The following is an 18,866-nucleotide window of genomic DNA, read 5'->3' as shown; positions in this document are numbered from 1 at the left end:
TGAAAAAGCTCTTAACCTTTCTGTGAAAAGCTCCTAAGCTTTTGGGAGAAAACCCTTGAACCCTTTACACGTATGCCAGTGAAATAAGAAAGGCAACCGACTGCAAATGTCGGTTGCCTTTCTTTGATAATACCTGCTGTCAGCTCGTCAGCTTGACGTTGACTTGTCAGCTTGTCTTACAGATTGGCATTGTCCTTCTTCCACGCCGCAACAGCCGGAACGATGTCGAGGCTGATGATTTCCTCACGCATCTTGCAGAGGTGCTCGTAAGAAGCCTGGAGAGACGCCATCTCTTCTGCCGTACCTGTAGGCTCGGTGTAGTGGACACCGGTAGCGTCGATGGTCGTAGGCATGGCCATCATCACGTTCTTGAAGCCGAGCTTCTCATCGTTGACGTAGCAGCCGGCCGGCAAGGTGAACTTCTCACCGCCCATGGCAGCCTCGATCATCTTGACAGCATTGTAAGCCGGGCTCTGGAAGGAACTGCGGCCGCGCAGCTTGATGATGTTTGAACCGCCCTGCACGGTGTGATGCTTGATTTCTTCCCAACGCTCGGCAGAAAGCCCCATCTCTGACAGCGGCTTGCCGTCGACCTTCACTTGAGAAGCGAATACTGCCATCTGCTCACCGTGGCCGCCGTAGGTGTGCGCGCCGGTAACCTTGTCCTGCTGTACGCCGAACTCGTGAGCCAGCGCCTGCTGCAGACGGGTAGAGTCGAGTGCGGCGAGTGATGTCAGCTGGTTGGGCTTCAGACCGGAGTGGATCAGAGCCGTCAATGCGGTGACATCAGCCGGGTTGAAGATAACGACAACGTGCTTTACGTCCGGGCAGTACTTCTTGATGTTCTCACCGAAGTCAGCTGCGATTTTGCAGTTGCCCTTTAGCAGGTCCTCACGGGTCATGCCCTCCTTGCGCGGAGCACCACCGGAAGAGATGATGTATTTTGCACCGGTGAAAGCCTCGGCCGGGTCAACGGTGTAAGAGAGGTTGGCACCCGGGAAAGCGCACTGTTCCATCTCGTCGAACACACCATGAACGCCCGGCTCATAGATGTCGTACAGGCAGATGTTAGGGGTAAGACCGAGTGTAAGTGCGGTCTGGACCATGTTTGAACCGATCATGCCGCCGGCACCGACGATGACGAGTTTCTCGTTTGTTAAGTACTTCATAATAAATATATTTTTTAAGAGTATGATTCTCTTTTATACGATACCGCAAAGTTACGAAAAAAAAAGACCATGCGAGAAGAATATACCGTGATAAATGTGTTATTAAATATAAAAAAGAAAGGGCTTTGCCAACTCCGTCTGACAAACCGGCCTGTAAGGGGAAAGCGGATGCGGTGACGCGTTGTCCGGCTGACGGCCGCCTGCCGGGTCAGCTCGGCGTGGAAACACGGCCCTGGCGGTCTCAATGCTCCTGGGAATAAAGTCTCCAAACATTTGGGATTATCAACTAATATTCATATATTTGCAGCAGATAAAGAATGAGCTTATGGGAACAATGAGTAAGATACAGGAGTTAAGGGCCAGACGCAGAGCCTATCAAGCCCAGAAAACGAAAGAGTATAAACAGCGCATAGCAGCTTACCTCTCGGATGCTGACAAGCGGATTCTCTTCAGCGGAGAAGGCTTCATACGTGTCCCGGAGGAAGAAGCGAAACGAGAGAAAATAGATGTTTATCCCTATCTCATCCAATAAAGGGCAGAAGAATGGAAATAAAGCATTATCCATATCGATTTGTAAAGAAAGTGACAGAGCCTTGGGATGGACCCCAGGGCTTTTTGCTTTATAAATACCTCTATTCTTTCAAGTCCCCGAAAAGCCACCAGACTTATTGGGTGTGGGTAGAGGTATATGAGCATCACCTCTATGCTGTCAAGTTCCACCTGAAGGCACATCGGGACAGCAGCAAGCGGTATAATCTGATGACCGGGCTCAATGAACCGAGAGAATGTATTTACACCTGCATGGCGATCATGGCCGAGACTGCCAAGAAAGACCCGCGGGCTTCCTTTGGCTTTATCGGTGCGAACAGAGTGGATGAGCCGGAGGAAAATACCAGCAGATTCCGTGTCTACAGAAGATATACACTTACGCTGTTCGGTCCGGGCGAGTATGAACATTTAGTCAACATAGAGAAAAGTACCTATCTGCTGATAAACAAGAAGGAACTGTCGGCGAACCCTGGTCTCATCAAGGACATTGTCGAAGGATTCAAAGAATTATATCCCTACTTCGACTGACCGCCCGCCCTGCTTTACACCCCGCCTTAAGCTCTGACTGTGACCGACCTTAAACAGACAATGATATGAAACAGACCATCAACGAACGAATTGAAGACCTCCGGGAATGGATGCGGGCGAACGGATTTTCCGCTTTCGTCTTCCCGAGCAGCGACCCGCACAACAGCGAGTATGTCGCCGACCACTGGAAGAGCCGCGAGTGGATTTCCGGCTTCACGGGATCGGCGGGGACGGCTGTCGTCACCCTCGACCGCGCCGCCCTGTGGACGGACTCGCGCTATTTCATCGCTGCCGCAGAACAGCTGGCAGGCACGGAATACCGGCTGATGAAGCTCCGTGTGGAAGGCACGCCTACGGTGTGCGAATGGCTTGCCGACGAGCTGGCGGCGTATGAGAAGCCCGTCGTCGGACTGGACGGCAACGTCAATTCCTTTGCAGAGGTAGCCGCCCTGACGCAGGAACTGGCGACAAGAGGGAACATCCGGGTGCGGACAGATGCCGACCCGATGGCGACGCTATGGACCGCCCGCCCGGCCATACCCGGCCATAAGGTATGCCTCCATCCTTTGAAGTATGCCGGCGAAACGACCGCAAGCAAGATAAGCCGGATCCGCAAGAGCCTCGCTGTCCGGGAGGCCGACGGCCTGCTGGTGACCGCCCTGGACGAGATTGCCTGGGTGCTGAACCTGCGCGGCAGCGACGTACACTGCAACCCCGTCTTCGTCTCCTACCTGCTGATAACGCCTGGGAACGTCACCTTATATATAAATAAGGAGAAACTCCCGGAGGAGGTGAGGCACTGTCTTGCAGCCGGGAATATTGCGGTAGAACCCTACGGAGCGGTTGCCGGGGGACTGGAACATTACCCCGGGCGACACCTGCTCGTCGACGACTCCACCACGAACCACACGCTGGTCTCTGCCTTGCAGCGGGGCAAGGCCGTCTTCGGCGAGTCGCCTGTCCCCGGGATGAAGGCCGTCAAGAACAGGGTGGAGCAGGACGGCTTCCGTGCCGCCATGCTACGCGACGGCATTGCGATGGTGAAATTCCTGGCCTGGCTGAAGCCTGCTGTCGAGGCCGGCGGACAGACGGAGATGTCGCTCGACCGAAGGCTGACGGCACTGCGTGCCGAACAGCCGCTTTTCAAAGGCATCTCCTTCGACACCATCGTGGGTTACGAGGCGCACGGTGCCATCGTGCATTACGAGGCGACCCCGGCGACGGACGCCCCCATAGAGCCGCACGGGCTGGTGCTCATTGACAGCGGGGCACAGTACGAAGACGGTACGACAGACATCACACGGACCGTTGCCCTGGGCCGGCTGACAGAGGAGCAGCGGCGCATTTACACCCTGGTGCTGAAGGGACACATCCAGCTTGCCCTGTGCCGTTTCCCCTCCGGGGCGTGCGGCTCGCAGATCGATGCCATCGCCCGCGAACCGATGTGGTGCGAGGGGTATAACTACCTGCACGGAACGGGACATGGGGTTGGAAGTTATCTGAATGTGCATGAAGGTCCTCACCAGATTCGCATGGAGTGGCGGCCGGCGCCGCTCCGGGCGGGGATGACCGTCACCGACGAGCCGGGGCTCTATCTCGAGGGGAAGTTCGGCGTGCGCATCGAGAACACCCTGCTCATCGTTCCCGCTGCGACAACACCTTTCGGCGAGTTCCTCGGGTTCGAGACGCTCACCCTTGCACCGATCGACACGACGCCGGTCCTGCCGGATATGCTGACTGCGGAGGAGCGGCAGTGGCTGAACAGCTACCACCGCCGTGTCCGTGAAACGCTTTCCCCTCACCTCTCTGCTGCTGAAGCGGCATGGCTGAAGGCGGCTGCTCGCCCGCTCTGAGGCCGTCTCCTTTCTCCTTGTTCTGCCGGTTCTGTAGTTTTTCCCGGCCGGTCGGAGTTGCTGTTCCCAGTCGGTCGGGAATGCTGTTCCCAACCGGTCGGGACTTCTGTTCCCAAGGCTTGGGAATCCAGTTCCCGGCCGGTTGGGAATGTTGGAAAAGTAAATTTGAATATCCCGAAATCATCCCAGTCAGCAAAGTTTATTCTGCCTGGACAATCAATCCTTGGTATAAAAATTGCGGGCTTATGTATCCTTGACACGTACTTGCGGATATTCGTTTTAAATCATAAACGTCAATGCTGCGTTATCCGGCAGGACGGGTTTTTTCTTGCAGAAAAAATTGTATTACTCCGTATAAGTTAGTATATTTGCCGTCATAAATGCAAGATGATTATGAATAAGCAAGAATTTCTCGAGATACTGGAAGAACATAGGAAACTGGGCTTCCAGGAACAGATAGATTATGGAAAGTTTTGTCTGTATTCCATCATAACGCATTCAACGGCCATAGAAGGTTCAACAATGAGCGAGGTGGAGAACCAGCTGCTCTTTGACGAAGGCATTACAGCCAAAGGGAAAAACATCATAGAACAAAACATGAACCTTGACTTGAAAGACGCTTATGAGCAAAGCATGGAACTGGCAAAGGAACATACACCCTTCTCTGTTGATATGCTAAAGCAACTTTCGTCAATAGTAATGCGGAGAACCGGTACTACATATAACACGCTTGCCGGTACCTTCGATTCTTCAAAAGGAGATTTACGCCTGGTAAACGTAACAGCCGGACAGGATGGAAAATCCTATATGAATTATCTGAAGGTGCCACAGAAGCTGAAAGAGTTCTGCGGGGAGATGAATGAGAGACGAGAGCATCTCTTAAAGAATCCTGATGTATATGGGCAGTATTGTCTGAGTTTTGACGCACATCTGAAACTCGTGACGATTCATCCATGGGTAGACGGCAACGGAAGAATGTCGAGGTTGATCATGAATCATCTTCAGAATGAGTTTGGGTTGGTTCCCAATAAAGTTCTGAAAGAGGACAAGGCCGGATATATCAATGCCTTGGTGAAGTCAAGGGAGGAAGATTCGAGTGTACCGTTCCAGGACTTCATGTTCAAGGAGCACGCCAAGAACCTCCAACAGGAAATCGAGAACTACAAGTTGTCCATGGAAGATGAGGAGGAACAGAAACACCGCCGGCATTTCCCCAGATAAACAATTAAATGAAGGGCCATCTGGACTTCACTGTCCAAGTGGCCCTTTCTCATGTAATATAAAACAAAGGAAACCTTTGTCTGGAAGATTTTCTGTTACCCTTCCTATAGGCTGTCTGAGTACCTTCTTCCTTGTGTATATGTACTAACAGGACGAGTTTCAAGCATAGCATCTGCTGATTGGGATGATTGTGGATATTTAGGAAACGAAAAGGGTAAAAAGCAAAAAGTCATCAAGACGGATTTCATCCCTCTTCGGTCTGAATTGGACTGCTTGATTTCTTGGCCGCAGGGCGAATCGTATGCAGCCGGACTTTGCCGGGAAACAGCAAAGAACTGTCCGGATTATGCAAATAGGCCGGGAGGGAAACGCAAACCTCGGGTAAAAAGCCATAGTCTGCAAAAGATTGTTTAACTTTGCAGACTATGGAACAAAACAGATCTGACAGAATGAACCGGAAGAGAAACGAGAGCACGAACAGAAGCCTGTGGATCGCTGTCCTGACAATCGTGTTCCTTGCCGCCTGCAGCGGTAACCCCTCCCTCCGGAAGATAGAGAAGGAGTCGGACAACCCCAAACTGGCAGCGGTCGTCCTTCACCGGACTGACAGCATACTGGCCTGTGGCGGCCTGTCGGACGAGGAAGAGGAAGAGGGACGGATGCTGCTGGCCAAGGCCAAGGCGCAGTTCTTTCTGAACTATATGACGCAGAGCTTCCCGCCCCGCCTCGACTCCGTCATCACGACCGCCGTACAGAAACTGGAGCGGCACGACAGCCCGAAGCTGGCCGAGAGCTATTACTGGCAGGGAATGATCAGCAACCTCTGCTACGGAAAGCCCGTGGAAGGCATGGTGGCGCTGGAGAACGCCCTCCTCATCCTCCCCGATGACGACCCGGAGTTCCGCGCACGTCTCTACCAGCAGCTCAGCACCGTCTACGAGCAGCTCGGCAACTTCGACATGGCCGTCCGCTATATGCAGCAGATGGTGAGGCTCATGGACAGCAGGGACGACCCCGTGGGGCAGCTCGTCACCCACTACGACATCTCCACCATCTTCCGGCAGAACGGCCAGAAGGACAGCGCCGACTACTATCTGCGGCTCGCCATCCGTGAAAGGGCGAAGTTCAACGACCACCGGTTCGACATTTTCAACGAGGTGTTCGGCAGCTACTACCTGGAACAGAACGACCTGCCGAAGGCGAAATACTATCTCTCACACGCCCTGATAGCCGACGGACGGATGCCGGACGCCCAGCTGGGGCTGGCACGCATCGCATGGATGGAGCACCGCCCGGCCGACACCCAGCGATGTCTGCAGCGGTCCGTGACGCTGGCCGATTCCCTCTACCGTGCTGACGGCAGCTACCGCACCCCGATGGTAAGTTTCCTCAGGTCGCTGGCACGGTTCTACAGCGACATGGGGGCAAAGGACGAAGAGCTGCACGCACGCCGCCGGCTCGATACGGTAGGCACGGCACTGGCACGGCACAACGCCCGGCTGCTCAACGAGGCCTCCGTGCAGGAGCGCGATTACCTCGCACGCAAACTGGAACAGGAAAACCAGCGGCAGAACCGCCTGCGGATGACGTTCGCCGGCATCGTCGTCCTGCTGGCAGGCGGATATGTGTTCCTGCTGGCACGGCGGTACATCCGCAGGTCGCGCGAACGGATGGGAAAGCTCAGGCGGAAGACCTACCGGCAGACGCACGAGATAGAGAAGCTCAAGGGACAGGTGAAGGAATACTCCAAGACGCAGGCCGACCGGATCATCGACGGAAAGCCCCTCTACGAATCGATAGAACGGGGTACGGCCACGATGGAAGGCTGGGACAAGGACACGCAGGAACGCTACATCTGCTACGCACGTTTCATCGATCCGGATGTCTTCGCCACCCTGAGCGAGAAGCTGACGGCGAAGCCCACCATCTTCTTCTATCTCTGGAAGAAGGGCTACAACGATGCCGAGATTGCCCGGATCATGAACGTCTCCAACGGCAGCATCCGCACCATGCGTTACAACATACGCCGGCAGAAACAGCAGGGAGATGACACGAATATCAGCGCATGACCTTTTCTTGATGTCAAAAAACCTGTTGTTGTATGTAACAAATTGGTTTTCAGATTGTTAAATTTTGTTTCGAGGGGGTAAATTCCAGCCTGGTTTGACAATTCTCTCTCGCCGCACAAAGATTTCAAGGTCTTTGTGCGGCGTTTTTTCGTGCTGTTCCATAACTTTGCAACACGTCTTCGCCGATACAGGAAGTCGTAAACCGGCAGCCGGTCTCATTGCTGTCAGTAGGGGCAGGAGAGAGACCTGCTGAGAAGAACAGGGCGATGAGAATATTAGCAGACTCCTGATGAGAAAAACAGGTAATATAATAATATAAGGAGATTCATGCGTGATGGGCTTGCACGCCAGTTACCTATAAGTCACTCTTAATGTGTTCTCCTTAGTCGGTTTCCGCCTGTATGCTTATTGGCTTTGGCAGCGAAGCTGCAGGGGCAGATGACAGGCAGTGTTCTCGACAATGAAATTATGTGATACTCTTTTACCAGACAACATAAATTCGTCGTGACCTCTGGCGAGAGGCACAAAGGTAAAAATAACCTGATTGAATGATTTTACAACTCTCTAAGTTTATAGCGTAACATCTGTTGTGAAACACGTGTTACGTTTTTTGTTTTATCCTGTTTGAAATGCCGGTAGGGCATTCTCTGTCAGTATGTTGATGGCAAACGCCATGGATGCAGGTGGGATTCATCCTCGGTGTCAAGCCCGGTACGGACTCCGTCAGGCATTATAATGCCGTCAGGCTTTAGAAATGCATGACAAGATGATACACAATGTACGCATGAAGAATATCAAAAAATGACAGCAAATCGAAAATGTACTTTTGTTGTAGGCAGTCTTTGGGTTGTATGAATGATTTTATGTTTGATTCTGCCGCAATGGTGCAAAAAATCCTGTTGCGGCAGAATATAATATGCTTTATTCTGCCGATTGCGGATGTTTTCAATGTCATGCGGCTGATTATGAAGTATATTGCCGGAAGCCGGGGCAGGCGATCCATCATGGATATGGCTTTGGATGACATTATTAATAAGGTGCTGCCCGGCTCTTTTGGGAAGATAGTCCCCTGTAAAGCCGTTTTAACTGTTTTAAGACCCTGTCCGGATGAAAAATCCGCAATTGTTTGGCGGTTAGGAGAATTAAGTGTAACTTTGCAGGCGCAAAAGTGGTATCATGCCCTTTCGCAGATGTTTAATCAATAAATAATTTAAAACAAAAAGCATGATTATTGTACCAGTAAAGGACGGCGAGAACATCGAGCGCGCGCTCAAGAAGTTCAAGAGAAAGTTTGAGAAGACAGGTGTCGTAAAAGAGCTCCGTGCTCGTCAGCAGTTTGACAAGCCATCTGTCAAGAAGCGCCTGAAAATGGAACACGCCGTTTACGTACAGAAGCTTCGCGACGCAGAGGAGTAAAATCTTCCTTGAAAATTTGGTAGTCCGGATTAATTTCCGTAAATTCGTTGCCATAAACGATCCGACAATGTGCCGATGATTGATATGTTCTTGGATTACTTGAGGTTAGAGCGGAACTATTCCCCGATGACCGTAATCAGCTACCGCAAGGACCTGGAAGCGTTCGAGCGGTTCTGCCAGGAACTCGACCCGCAGATTACCTGGGAGTCTGTAGACACGGATGTCGTCAGAGACTGGATGGAGGACATGATGGACAAGGGCAACGCCGCATCATCCGTCAACCGGCGGATCAGTGCATTGCGGTCTTTCTACCGGTTCGCCCTCCGATGCGGACTTGTCAGCAAGGACCCTGTCCACGGCCTGCAAGGTCCCAGACGGCAGAAGCCCCTTCCGCAGTTCCTCAAGGAATCGGAGATGGAACAGCTGCTGGACCCGGCGATGTGGACAGACGGCTATGAAGACGTGCTTGCCCGCACGCTGATTGTGACGTTCTACGAGACAGGCATCCGCCTGTCGGAGCTGACAGGACTGGACGACAGGGATGTCGACGATGTCACCTGCGAGCTGAAAGTGACCGGCAAGCGGAACAAGCAGCGTATCATTCCTTTCGGCAAGGAGCTGGAAGAGACGCTCGCCGCCTACCGGTGTGTGCGTGATGCCAGGACGGGAGACAGCTCCCCGACCCTGTTCCGTACGGAGAAGGGTGAACGGATAACGAATGCACAGGTGAGGGCGCTGGTGAAGAAGAACCTATCGAAAGTGTCGACGCTGAAGAAGCGCACGCCGCATGTTCTCCGCCACACGTTCGCCACGGCGATGCTCAATCATGAGGCAGGACTGGAAAGTGTGAAGAAGCTGCTCGGGCATGAGAGTCTGTCGACGACGGAGATCTACACGCATACCACTTTCGAGCAGCTGAAGAAAGTCTATAAGAATGCCCATCCAAGGGCTTAACCTTTTAAAAACGGAGGTACCTATGGAAATTAAGATTCAGTCGATTCATTTCGACACTACCGAGAAGTTACAGGCCTTCATCAACAAGAAGGCCGAAAAGTTGGAAAAGTCTTACGAAGACATTCAGAAAGTAGAGGTGCAGTTGAAGGTGGAGAAGCCGGCCACCGCATTAAATAAGACCACGAGCCTTTCCGTCACCGTTCCCGGTACGACGCTGTTCGTGGAGAAGACCTGCGACACGTTCGAGGAAGGTGTCGACCTGTGTCTGGATGCGATGAAGGTCCAGCTTACCAAGCATAAGGAAAAACAGAGAAAGCGTTGAAAAAATCCTTGAAATATTTTGGGGATTAAAATAAAAGCCTTACCTTTGCAGCCGTTTTACGACAAGTAGCCTTCGGCTGCAAAGTAACGCCTCTTTAGCTCAGTTGGCCAGAGCACGTGATTTGTAATCTCGGGGTCGTTGGTTCGAATCCGACAAGAGGCTCTCCTCTGGCTGAGAGGACACATTGAGATGACGGGTAGTTTCCAGAGTGGCCAAATGGGGCAGACTGTAAATCTGCTGCTTCTTGCTTCGGTGGTTCGAATCCATCACTACCCACATCGGAAATGTAATCTGCGGAAATAGCTCAGTTGATAGAGCACTAGCCTTCCAAGCTGGGGGTCGCGGGTTTGAGTCCCGTTTTCCGCTCTCGTGGTTTTGCTGTAATAGCTCAGTGGTAGAGCACTTCCTTGGTAAGGAAGAGGTCCTGAGTTCAACTCTCAGTTACAGCTCTTCCGCCGTTCAGTGAGTGTAACTAAAAAGCACAGATTATTCATTTAATATTAAATAGGAAAAAGCTATGGCTAAAGAAGAATTCGTGCGCACCAAACCGCATGTAAACATTGGTACTATCGGTCACGTTGACCACGGTAAGACCACTCTTACTGCAGCAATCTCAAAGGTTCTTCACGAGAAGGGCTTCGGTTCTGAAGATGTCAAGTCTTTCGACCAGATTGACAATGCTCCGGAGGAGAAAGAGCGTGGTATTACCATTAACTCTGCACACATCGAATACGAAACAGCAAAACGTCACTACGCACACGTAGACTGTCCGGGTCACGCTGACTATGTGAAGAACATGGTTACCGGTGCCGCTCAGATGGACGGTGCCATCTTGGTTGTAGCTGCTACCGACGGTCCTATGCCTCAGACCCGTGAGCACGTGCTGCTCGCCCGTCAGGTGAACGTGCCTCGTCTGGTTGTCTTCCTGAACAAGTGTGACATGGTTGACGATGAGGAGATGCTCGACCTCGTTGAGATGGAGGTCCGTGAAATCCTCGAGCAGTACGGTTACGAAGAGGATACCCCGATCATCCGCGGTTCTGCGCTCGGCGCATTGAACGGTGTTGAGAAGTGGGTTGACTCTGTCATGCAGCTCATGGACACCGTTGACACCTGGATTCAGGAGCCTGTACGTGAGGTTGACAAGCCGTTCTTGATGCCAGTTGAAGATGTCTTCTCTATCACAGGTCGTGGTACTGTTGCCACCGGCCGTATCGAGACAGGTGTATGCAAGGTGGGCGACGAAGTCCAGCTGCTCGGTCTCGGTGAGGACAAGAAGTCTGTCATCACAGGTGTCGAGATGTTCCGCAAGAACCTCGCACAGGGTCAGGCAGGCGACAACGTAGGTCTGCTCCTCCGTGGTATCGACAAGGCAGAGGTGAAGCGTGGTATGGTAGTCGTACACCCGGGTGCCATCACTCCTCACGATCACTTCAAGGCTTCCATCTACGTTCTGAAGAAGGAAGAGGGTGGCCGTCACACACCGTTCGGCAACAAGTACCGTCCGCAGTTCTACCTCCGTACAATGGACTGTACAGGTGAGATCAAGCTCCCGGAGGGTGTTGAGATGGTAATGCCTGGTGACAACGTTGAGATCGAGGTCGACCTGATTTACAAGGTTGCGCTGAACGAGGGTCTCCGTTTCGCTATCCGTGAGGGTGGTCGTACGGTAGGTTCCGGTCAGATTACTGCAATCCTCGACGACATCAAGTAATTACAAGGTAAGTCGTAGATTACACAGATATTCAGTTCCCGGTTCTTCCGGAACCGGGAACTGACTTACGGGTTTAGCTCAGTCGGTAGAGCACTGGTCTCCAAAACCAGGTGTCGAGGGTTCGAGTCCTTCAACCCGTGCAAAAAGAGAAGATTTTATGTTTAAGAAGATAGTTAATTATTGCAAGGACTGCTACGACGAACTTGCGCATAAGACTACATGGCCATCACGTGCCCAGCTTACACATAGTGCAATGGTTGTTTTAACTGCTTCCCTTGTCATTGCATTGGTTGTGTTTGCCATGGACTTCGTATTCCAGCATGTGATGAATTTCGTATATCCAGGTTAATTCATTAGGAAAATGGCTGATACAGAAAAGAAATGGTATGTTCTTCGGGCGGTCAGTGGCAAAGAGGGCAAGGTAAAGGAGTATATCGATGCCCAGCTGCGGCTGAACGAGAAACTTGCTGAGCGTGTCTTCGAGGTGTTGCTGCCTATGGAGAAACATGCAACTGTGCGTAAAGACGGTAAGCGTGTCGTCAAGGAGAAACTGAGTCTCCCCGGCTATGTGCTTGTCCAGGCCAACATGAGTCCAGACGTAGCTTCTACGTTGCGTTTCATGCCTAATGTATTGGGATTTCTCGGAGGTATGTCCGACCCCTCACCTGTCCGTCAGGCAGACATCAACCGTCTGCTGGGCAATGTGGAAGAGACCGAACTTGATGAGGTTCAGGATATTCCCTATCTGGTGGGTGAGACGGTTCAGGTCACCGACGGTCCTTTCAGCGGTTTCCACGGTGTCATCGAAGAGGTGAATACCGAGAAGCACAAGCTGAAGGTGATGGTGATGATTTTCGGTCGCCAGAATCCGCTGGAGCTGAGTTTTATGCAAGTCGCAAAAGAAGAATAGTATTGTTACGGATACTGTTCGACTTATAGTTTAATTTTTAATATTAACAAAGAAATGGCTAAAGAAGTAGCTGGATTAATCAAATTACAGATTAAAGGTGGCGCTGCAAATCCATCCCCCCCAGTAGGCCCTGCATTGGGTTCCAAGGGTATCAACATCATGGGATTCTGCAAGGAGTTCAACGCCCGTACCCAGGACAAGGCTGGCAAAGTTCTTCCAGTCGTAATTACTTACTACAACGATAAGTCTTTCAGCTTCATCATCAAGACACCTCCCGCAGCCGTACAGCTCATGGAGGCTGCCAAGGTGAAAGGCGGCTCAGGAGAGCCGAACCGCAAGAAGGTCGCATCCGTAACTTGGGAGCAGGTAAAGGCTATCGCAGAAGACAAGATGCCGGATCTCAACTGTTTCACGGTGGAGAGTGCCATGAAGCTGATTGCCGGTACGGCCCGCAGTATGGGTATCACTGTAAAAGGGGACTTCCCTGGTAAATAATTTTAAACTTCAGAAGTAAAAATGAGTAAACTGACAAAAAATCAGAAATCAGTAGCTGAGAAGGTTGAAGCAGGGAAGGCATATTCATTGGAAGAGGCGGCTAAGCTGGTGAAGGAAATCACCACTACCAAGTTTGACGCTTCTGTAGATGTGGATGTCCGTCTCGGCGTGGATCCTCGCAAGGCGAACCAGATGGTCCGTGGCGTCGTGTCACTACCTAACGGTACCGGCAAGGTTACCCGTGTGCTCTGTCTCTGTACACCTGATCAGGAGGCTGCCGCTAAGGAGGCTGGTGCTGATTACGTTGGTCTCGACGAATACGTTGAAAAGATCAAGGGCGGCTGGACGGATGTGGACGTCATCATCACGATGCCGTCCTGCATGGGCAAGTTAGGGCCTTTAGGCCGTGTACTCGGTCCTCGCGGCTTGATGCCGAACCCGAAGAGCGGTACGGTGACTATGGATGTCGCTAAGGCAGTAAAGGAAGTAAAGCAGGGTAAGATTGACTTCAAGGTTGACAAGACGGGTATTATCCACACCTCAATCGGCAAGGTCAGCATGACTCCTGAGCAGATTTATGGTAACGCCAAGGAGTTCATCTCTACTGTCATCAAGTTGAAGCCTGCTGCTGCTAAAGGTACATATATCAAGAGTATCTTTATTTCGAGCACAATGAGTAAGGGTGTCAAGATTGATCCTAAATCAGTTGAATAACTCTAAAAGTTTTGTACAATGAAGAAAGAAGTAAAAGATACAATTATCGCTGAACTCGGTGAGAAGCTCCGTAGTTATCCTCATTTCTATCTGGTTGACGTGACCGGTCTGAACGCAGAGGCTACGAGTGCTCTCCGCCGCAAGTGCTTCAAGAGCGAGATCAATATGGTCGTCGTGAAGAACAAACTTCTCCACAAGGCTTTTGAGGCTTCAGATGTAGATTTTGAACCACTGTATGGTTCTCTCAAGGGCAATACGGCAGTGCTGTTCACACAGACTGCGAATGTTCCGGCAAAGCTGCTGAAAGAGTACAAGAAGGAGGGTGTTCCCTCTCTGAAGGCTGCTTACGCAGAGGAGACTCTGTTCGTCGGTGCCGAGAAGCTCGAGGAACTTGCAGCTCTCAAGAGCAAGAACGAGGTCATTGCAGACATTGTGGCATTGCTGCAGTCTCCGGCAAAGAACGTTGTTTCTGCTCTCCAGTCAGGCGCTGGCACCCTCCACGGTGTGCTTAAGACTTTAGGCGAGCGTCCTGAGTAAAATCTGATAAAGTCAAAAGATATATTATTTTTAGAACAAAAAATTAAAAAGTTAGAATAAAATGGCAGACGTAAAAGCTATTGCAGAAGAGTTAGTAAATCTTACTGTTAAGGAAGTAAATGAGTTGGCAACTGTCCTCAAGGACGAGTATGGTATCGAGCCTGCAGCTGCAGCTGTTGCTGTTGCTGGTCCTGCTGCAGCCGGTGCAGCCGGTGCGGCTGAGGAGAAGTCGGAGTTTGACGTTGTCCTCGCTGAGGTCGGCGCTAACAAGCTGAAGGTCGTTAAGGCTGTCAAGGAGGCTTGCGGTCTCGGTCTGAAGGAAGCTAAGGACCTCGTAGACGGTGCTCCTTCTACCCTGAAGGAGGGCATGGCAAAGGCTGAGGCTGAGAACCTGAAGAAGGCTATCGAGGCTGAGGGCGCAAAGGTTGAACTGAAGTAATTTACTTCTACCTTACATTTCATACAATACGGTTAGGATTTACCAGGTAGGTGAGTCCTAACCTTTTTGTGTCTTTTGACACTGACAGGGAGTTGTACTCCCTCTTCAGTCCGTCGCCGGACTTTAAACATTCGATTATTCAATTTCAGTTTATGGCATTAGAAAACAAACCCAGAATAAATTTCGCCAGCGTTAAGAATCCGTATCCCTATCCGGATTTCCTCGATGTGCAACTGAAGTCTTTCCGTGACTTCCTGCAGCTGGACACTCCGCCTGAGGAACGCAAGAATGACGGTTTGTATAAGGTGTTCGCAGAGAACTTCCCTATCACCGACACGCGTAATAATTTCGTCCTTGAGTTCCTGGATTACTATGTTGACCCCCCGAGATACTCCATAGAGGAGTGTCTGGAGCGTGGCCTGACCTATAGCGTACCCTTGAAGGCCAAGATGAAGCTGTATTGTACGGATCCGGACCATGAGGACTTCGGTACGTTTATTCAGGATGTGTTCCTGGGTACAATTCCTTACATGACGAGCAACGGTACTTTCGTGATCAACGGTGCCGAGCGTGTCGTCGTTTCCCAGCTGCACCGTTCTCCGGGTGTTTTCTTCGGACAGGGTGTCCATGCCAACGGTACCGTTCTTTACAGTGCCCGTATTATTCCGTTCAAGGGTTCATGGATCGAGTTCGCTACCGACATCAACAATGTCATGTATGCTTACATCGACCGCAAGAAGAAGCTGCCCGTCACCACCATGCTCCGTGCCATCGGCTACGAGACCGACCGTGACATTCTCCAGATTTTCGATCTTTGCGAGGAGGTGAAAGTCAACAAGAAGAACATGAAAGCTGCCATCGGCCGCAAGATTGCGGGTAACGTGATGAAGACCTGGACGGAGGATTTCGTGGATGAGGATACCGGCGAGGTGGTTTCCATTGAGCGCAACGAGGTGGTTGTAGAACGTGAGACCGTCATTACGGAAGAGAACGTAGATGAGATTCTCGACAGTTCTGTATCAACCATTCTGCTCCATAAAGATGAGGAGGCCGCCAACAAGTATTCCATCATCTTCAATACGCTTGCCAAAGACCCGAGCCATTCGGAGATGGAGGCTGTGAACTATATCTACCGTCAGCTGCGCAATGCGGATGCTGCCGATGACGCCAGTGCCCGGGAGGTATTCCAGAACCTTTTCTTCTCCGACAAACGGTATGACCTGGGCGAGGTGGGACGTTACCGTATCAACAAGAAGCTGAATCTGGATACAGACATGGATGTCCGTGTGCTGACAAAGGATGACATCATTGAAATCATCAAATATCTCATCAGCCTGATCAACTCAAATGCCACGGTTGATGATATTGACCACCTGTCAAACCGCCGTGTCCGTACTGTAGGCGAGCAGCTGGCCAACCAGTTCTCCATCGGGCTGGCACGCATGAACCGTACTATCCGCGAACGCATGAACGTCCGTGACAGTGAGGTGTTCCAGCCGACGGACCTGATTAATGCAAAGACCATTTCAAGCGTCATCAACTCGTTCTTCGGTACCAATCCGCTGAGCCAGTTCATGGACCAGACGAACCCGCTGGCTGAGGTCACCCACAAGCGTCGTCTTTCCGCCCTGGGTCCCGGTGGTCTGTCGCGTGAACGTGCCGGATTCGAGGTGCGTGACGTCCACTATACCCACTATGGCCGTCTGTGCCCGATCGAGTCTCCTGAAGGTCCTAACATCGGACTGATCTCTTCTCTCTGTATGTATGCCAAGATCAACGACCTCGGCTTCATCGTGACCCCTTACCGCCGTGTGAAGGATTCCAAGGTGGACATGGACAACAAGGATGTCGTTTTCCTGACAGCGGAAGAGGAGGAAGACCAGATTATCGGACAGGGCAATGCGCCGTTGAACGATGACGGTACGTTCATCCGTGAAACGGTCAAGTGCCGTCAGGATGCTGATTATCCGGTTGTCGGGCCAGATTCGGTCAACCTTATTGATGTGTCTCCGCAACAGATTGCTTCTGTGTCGGCAGGTTTGATTCCTTTCCTGGAGCATGACGACGGTCACCGTGCGCTGATGGGTTGTAACATGATGCGTCAGGCGGTGCCGTTGCTTCATAATGATGCGCCGATTGTCGGTACGGGCCTTGAGAAGCAGGTCTGTGAGGACTCACGTACGATGGTTACTGCCGAAGGAGACGGTATTATAGAATATGTAGATGCCACGACCATCCGCATCCTCTACGACCGTACGGAAGAGGAGGAGTTCGTCAGCTTCGAACCGGCGTTGAAGGAGTACCGTATTCCTAAGTTCCGCCGCACCAACCAGAACATGGTTGTCGACCTCCGTCCGATCTGCGACAAGGGGCAGCGTGTGAAGAAGGGTGACATCCTTACCGAGGGCTATGCTACAGAGAATGGTGAGCTGGCACTTGGCCGCAACCTGCTGGTTGCTTATATGCCTTGGAAGGGCTACAACTATGAGGATGCCGTTGTCATTTCAGAGCGCATGGTGCGTGAGGACGTGCTGACTTCTGTCCATGTTGACGAGTATTCGCTTGAAGTGCGCGAGACGAAGCGTGGCGTAGAGGAGTTTACGTCGGACATCCCGAATGTCAGCGAAGAGGCGACAAAGGACCTCGACGACAACGGTATCATCCGTGTCGGTGCTCGTGTGGAGCCCGGCGACATCATGATCGGTAAGATTTCGCCGAAGGGTGAGAGCGATCCGTCACCGGAGGAGAAGCTTCTCCGTGCCATTTTTGGCGACAAGGCCGGCGATGTGAAGGATTCATCCCTGAAAGCCAATCCGTCACTGAGCGGTGTCGTCATAGACAAGAAACTCTTCAGCCGTGCCATCAAGACACGTGAGAGCAAGCGTCAGGACAAGGTGACACTTGCCAAGATCGACGAGGAGCAGGAAGCAAAGGTCAACGACTTGAAGGATCTTCTGGTCGACAAGCTGCTCGAACTGACGGCTGATAAGGTGTCGGAGGGTGTCAAGGACTATTCTGATGCAGAGATTATCACCAAGGGCAGCAAGTTCACCGTTGCCGCATTGAAGAATCTCGACTACGAGGGAATCCAGTCCAATGGCTGGACAGACGATGAGCATACCAACCTGTTGATTCAGAAGCTGATCATGAATTACATCCGCAAGTACAAGCAGATGGATGCAGAGCTGAAGCGCAGGAAGTTCGCTATCACCATCGGCGATGAACTTCCGTCGGGTGTGCTTCAGATGGCGAAGGTATACATCGCCAAGAAACGTAAGATCCAGGTCGGTGACAAACTTGCTGGCCGTCATGGCAACAAGGGTATCGTATCGAAGGTCGTACGTACAGAGGATATGCCGTTCCTCGAGGACGGAAGTCCGGTCGACCTGGTGCTGAACCCGATGGGTGTGCCTTCACGTATGAACCTCGGTCAGATCTTCGAGGCGATTCTCGGTGCGGCAGGCCGTAAGTTAGGGGTGAAGTTCGCCACGCCGATTTTCGACGGTGCCAAACTCTCCGATCTGAAGGAATGGACGGACAAAGCGGGTCTGCCCAATCTCTGCTCGACATACATCTATGATGGTGAGACAGGCGAGAAGTTTGACCAGCCGGCCACGGTGGGTATCACTTACTTCCTGAAGCTCGGTCATATGGTCGAGGACAAGATGCACGCCCGCAGCATCGGCCCTTACTCACTGATCACCCAGCAGCCACTCGGCGGCAAGGCACAGTTCGGCGGTCAGCGTTTCGGAGAGATGGAGGTATGGGCCATCGAGGCATTCGGTGCATCCCATGTCCTTCAGGAAATCCTTACGATCAAGTCAGATGATGTTGTGGGTCGTTCAAAGGCTTATGAAGCTATCGTCAAGGGCGAGCCGATGCCGACACCTGGCATTCCAGAGTCGCTGAACGTACTGTTGCACGAGTTGCGCGGCCTCGGTCTGAGCATCAAACTTGATTAATACGTACACCCCAT

General features: G+C 51.8%; 18 protein-coding genes and 5 tRNA genes. 22 read left to right on the top strand and 1 reads right to left on the bottom strand.

The features are described 5' to 3' along the window. Positions 1 to 176: 176 nt before the first annotated feature. Positions 177 to 1,169, bottom strand: a complete 993-nt coding sequence (locus DYH27_RS06355; RefSeq protein WP_004351851.1) for a malate dehydrogenase — start codon at positions 1,167 to 1,169, stop codon at positions 177 to 179. A 325-nt stretch (positions 1,170 to 1,494) separates the two neighbouring features. On the opposite strand from DYH27_RS06355, the gene DYH27_RS06350 reads away from it, so the two are divergent. From DYH27_RS06350 to rpoB, 22 genes are all read left to right on the top strand, one after another. Next, a complete protein-coding gene (locus DYH27_RS06350) occupies positions 1,495 to 1,701 on the top strand; it encodes a hypothetical protein (protein WP_025067937.1) in 207 nt (68 codons plus the stop codon). Between the two features lie 11 nt (positions 1,702 to 1,712). Continuing rightward, positions 1,713 to 2,246 (top strand): hypothetical protein, encoded by a 534-nt coding sequence (locus tag DYH27_RS06345; protein ID WP_004351835.1) that lies wholly within the window; start codon positions 1,713 to 1,715, stop codon positions 2,244 to 2,246. Between the two features lie 65 nt (positions 2,247 to 2,311). Continuing rightward, positions 2,312 to 4,099 carry an aminopeptidase P family protein gene (locus DYH27_RS06340; RefSeq protein ID WP_029216584.1) on the top strand — a complete coding sequence of 596 codons (1,788 nt, stop codon included), beginning with the start codon at positions 2,312 to 2,314 and terminating at the stop codon, positions 4,097 to 4,099. A gap of 393 nt (positions 4,100 to 4,492) precedes the next feature. Next, the gene (locus tag DYH27_RS06335; RefSeq protein WP_036860567.1) at positions 4,493 to 5,320 is read left to right on the top strand and encodes a Fic family protein; all 828 of its coding nucleotides are present in this window, start codon (positions 4,493 to 4,495) and stop codon (positions 5,318 to 5,320) included. Between the two features lie 449 nt (positions 5,321 to 5,769). Further along, a complete protein-coding gene (locus tag DYH27_RS06330; RefSeq protein WP_004351852.1) occupies positions 5,770 to 7,389 on the top strand; it encodes a tetratricopeptide repeat protein in 1,620 nt (539 codons plus the stop codon). A gap of 851 nt (positions 7,390 to 8,240) precedes the next feature. Next, on the top strand, positions 8,241 to 8,594 hold the full coding sequence (locus DYH27_RS06325; RefSeq protein ID WP_025067936.1) for a hypothetical protein: 354 nt from the start codon (positions 8,241 to 8,243) through the stop codon (positions 8,592 to 8,594). A 19-nt stretch (positions 8,595 to 8,613) separates the two neighbouring features. After that, entirely contained in the window at positions 8,614 to 8,805 is a 192-nt protein-coding gene (gene rpsU, locus DYH27_RS06320; RefSeq protein ID WP_004351865.1) for a 30S ribosomal protein S21, read from the top strand. 69 nt (positions 8,806 to 8,874) lie between these two features. After that, positions 8,875 to 9,759: a tyrosine recombinase XerC gene (locus DYH27_RS06315; RefSeq protein ID WP_004351877.1), complete on the top strand. Its 885-nt coding sequence runs from the start codon at positions 8,875 to 8,877 to the stop codon at positions 9,757 to 9,759. 22 nt (positions 9,760 to 9,781) lie between these two features. Continuing rightward, positions 9,782 to 10,081 (top strand): ribosome hibernation-promoting factor, HPF/YfiA family, encoded by a 300-nt coding sequence (hpf, locus tag DYH27_RS06310; protein WP_004351873.1) that lies wholly within the window; start codon positions 9,782 to 9,784, stop codon positions 10,079 to 10,081. A gap of 88 nt (positions 10,082 to 10,169) precedes the next feature. Continuing rightward, positions 10,170 to 10,243, top strand: a tRNA-Thr gene (locus DYH27_RS06305). A 32-nt stretch (positions 10,244 to 10,275) separates the two neighbouring features. Continuing rightward, positions 10,276 to 10,357, top strand: a tRNA-Tyr gene (locus tag DYH27_RS06300). Between the two features lie 17 nt (positions 10,358 to 10,374). Next, positions 10,375 to 10,447: transfer RNA gene (locus tag DYH27_RS06295), tRNA-Gly, on the top strand. An 11-nt stretch (positions 10,448 to 10,458) separates the two neighbouring features. Continuing rightward, positions 10,459 to 10,530 (top strand) — tRNA-Thr (locus tag DYH27_RS06290). 68 nt (positions 10,531 to 10,598) lie between these two features. Continuing rightward, positions 10,599 to 11,795 (top strand): elongation factor Tu, encoded by a 1,197-nt coding sequence (gene tuf, locus DYH27_RS06285; RefSeq protein ID WP_013671024.1) that lies wholly within the window; start codon positions 10,599 to 10,601, stop codon positions 11,793 to 11,795. A 67-nt stretch (positions 11,796 to 11,862) separates the two neighbouring features. After that, a tRNA-Trp gene (locus DYH27_RS06280) sits at positions 11,863 to 11,935 on the top strand. A 17-nt stretch (positions 11,936 to 11,952) separates the two neighbouring features. Then, positions 11,953 to 12,144 (top strand): preprotein translocase subunit SecE, encoded by a 192-nt coding sequence (secE, locus tag DYH27_RS13725; protein ID WP_004351832.1) that lies wholly within the window; start codon positions 11,953 to 11,955, stop codon positions 12,142 to 12,144. Between the two features lie 12 nt (positions 12,145 to 12,156). Further along, positions 12,157 to 12,705, top strand: coding sequence for a transcription termination/antitermination protein NusG (gene nusG / locus DYH27_RS06270; RefSeq protein ID WP_004351838.1), 549 nt, complete (start codon positions 12,157 to 12,159; stop codon positions 12,703 to 12,705). Between the two features lie 54 nt (positions 12,706 to 12,759). Next, positions 12,760 to 13,200: a 50S ribosomal protein L11 gene (gene rplK / locus DYH27_RS06265; protein WP_004351875.1), complete on the top strand. Its 441-nt coding sequence runs from the start codon at positions 12,760 to 12,762 to the stop codon at positions 13,198 to 13,200. Positions 13,201 to 13,221: 21 nt separating this feature from the next. Then, a complete protein-coding gene (gene rplA, locus DYH27_RS06260; protein ID WP_004351870.1) occupies positions 13,222 to 13,914 on the top strand; it encodes a 50S ribosomal protein L1 in 693 nt (230 codons plus the stop codon). An 18-nt stretch (positions 13,915 to 13,932) separates the two neighbouring features. Further along, positions 13,933 to 14,451, top strand: coding sequence for a 50S ribosomal protein L10 (rplJ, locus tag DYH27_RS06255; protein WP_004351857.1), 519 nt, complete (start codon positions 13,933 to 13,935; stop codon positions 14,449 to 14,451). A 61-nt stretch (positions 14,452 to 14,512) separates the two neighbouring features. Beyond that, a complete protein-coding gene (rplL, locus tag DYH27_RS06250) occupies positions 14,513 to 14,890 on the top strand; it encodes a 50S ribosomal protein L7/L12 (RefSeq protein ID WP_004351841.1) in 378 nt (125 codons plus the stop codon). Positions 14,891 to 15,042: 152 nt separating this feature from the next. After that, positions 15,043 to 18,852, top strand: a complete 3,810-nt coding sequence (gene rpoB / locus DYH27_RS06245) for a DNA-directed RNA polymerase subunit beta (protein ID WP_029216583.1) — start codon at positions 15,043 to 15,045, stop codon at positions 18,850 to 18,852. Positions 18,853 to 18,866 lie beyond the last annotated feature (14 nt).

It is taken from the genome of Prevotella denticola (genome assembly GCF_900454835.1).
In the GTDB taxonomy this organism is placed as follows: Bacteria; Bacteroidota; Bacteroidia; order Bacteroidales; family Bacteroidaceae; genus Prevotella; species Prevotella denticola.
Note: the sequence above shows the minus strand (reverse complement) of the source record. Positions and strands in the feature narration are given on the sequence as shown.

Bases quoted from the DNA above. Each gene is read 5' to 3' on its own strand.
- DYH27_RS06325 (WP_025067936.1), top strand. From the start codon at position 8,241: ATGAATGATTTTATGTTTGATTCTGCCGCAATGGTGCAAAAAATCCTG.
- nusG (WP_004351838.1), top strand. From the start codon at position 12,157: ATGGCTGATACAGAAAAGAAATGGTATGTTCTTCGGGCGGTCAGTGGC.
- DYH27_RS06355 (WP_004351851.1), bottom strand. From the start codon at position 1,169: ATGAAGTACTTAACAAACGAGAAACTCGTCATCGTCGGTGCCGGCGGC.
- rpsU (WP_004351865.1), top strand. From the start codon at position 8,614: ATGATTATTGTACCAGTAAAGGACGGCGAGAACATCGAGCGCGCGCTC.
- hpf (WP_004351873.1), top strand. From the start codon at position 9,782: ATGGAAATTAAGATTCAGTCGATTCATTTCGACACTACCGAGAAGTTA.
- rplJ (WP_004351857.1), top strand. From the start codon at position 13,933: ATGAAGAAAGAAGTAAAAGATACAATTATCGCTGAACTCGGTGAGAAG.
- rplL (WP_004351841.1), top strand. From the start codon at position 14,513: ATGGCAGACGTAAAAGCTATTGCAGAAGAGTTAGTAAATCTTACTGTT.
- rplA (WP_004351870.1), top strand. From the start codon at position 13,222: ATGAGTAAACTGACAAAAAATCAGAAATCAGTAGCTGAGAAGGTTGAA.
- DYH27_RS06330 (WP_004351852.1), top strand. From the start codon at position 5,770: ATGAACCGGAAGAGAAACGAGAGCACGAACAGAAGCCTGTGGATCGCT.
- DYH27_RS06335 (WP_036860567.1), top strand. From the start codon at position 4,493: ATGAATAAGCAAGAATTTCTCGAGATACTGGAAGAACATAGGAAACTG.
- DYH27_RS06345 (WP_004351835.1), top strand. From the start codon at position 1,713: ATGGAAATAAAGCATTATCCATATCGATTTGTAAAGAAAGTGACAGAG.
- rplK (WP_004351875.1), top strand. From the start codon at position 12,760: ATGGCTAAAGAAGTAGCTGGATTAATCAAATTACAGATTAAAGGTGGC.
- tuf (WP_013671024.1), top strand. From the start codon at position 10,599: ATGGCTAAAGAAGAATTCGTGCGCACCAAACCGCATGTAAACATTGGT.
- rpoB (WP_029216583.1), top strand. From the start codon at position 15,043: ATGGCATTAGAAAACAAACCCAGAATAAATTTCGCCAGCGTTAAGAAT.
- secE (WP_004351832.1), top strand. From the start codon at position 11,953: ATGTTTAAGAAGATAGTTAATTATTGCAAGGACTGCTACGACGAACTT.
- DYH27_RS06350 (WP_025067937.1), top strand. From the start codon at position 1,495: ATGGGAACAATGAGTAAGATACAGGAGTTAAGGGCCAGACGCAGAGCC.
- DYH27_RS06340 (WP_029216584.1), top strand. From the start codon at position 2,312: ATGAAACAGACCATCAACGAACGAATTGAAGACCTCCGGGAATGGATG.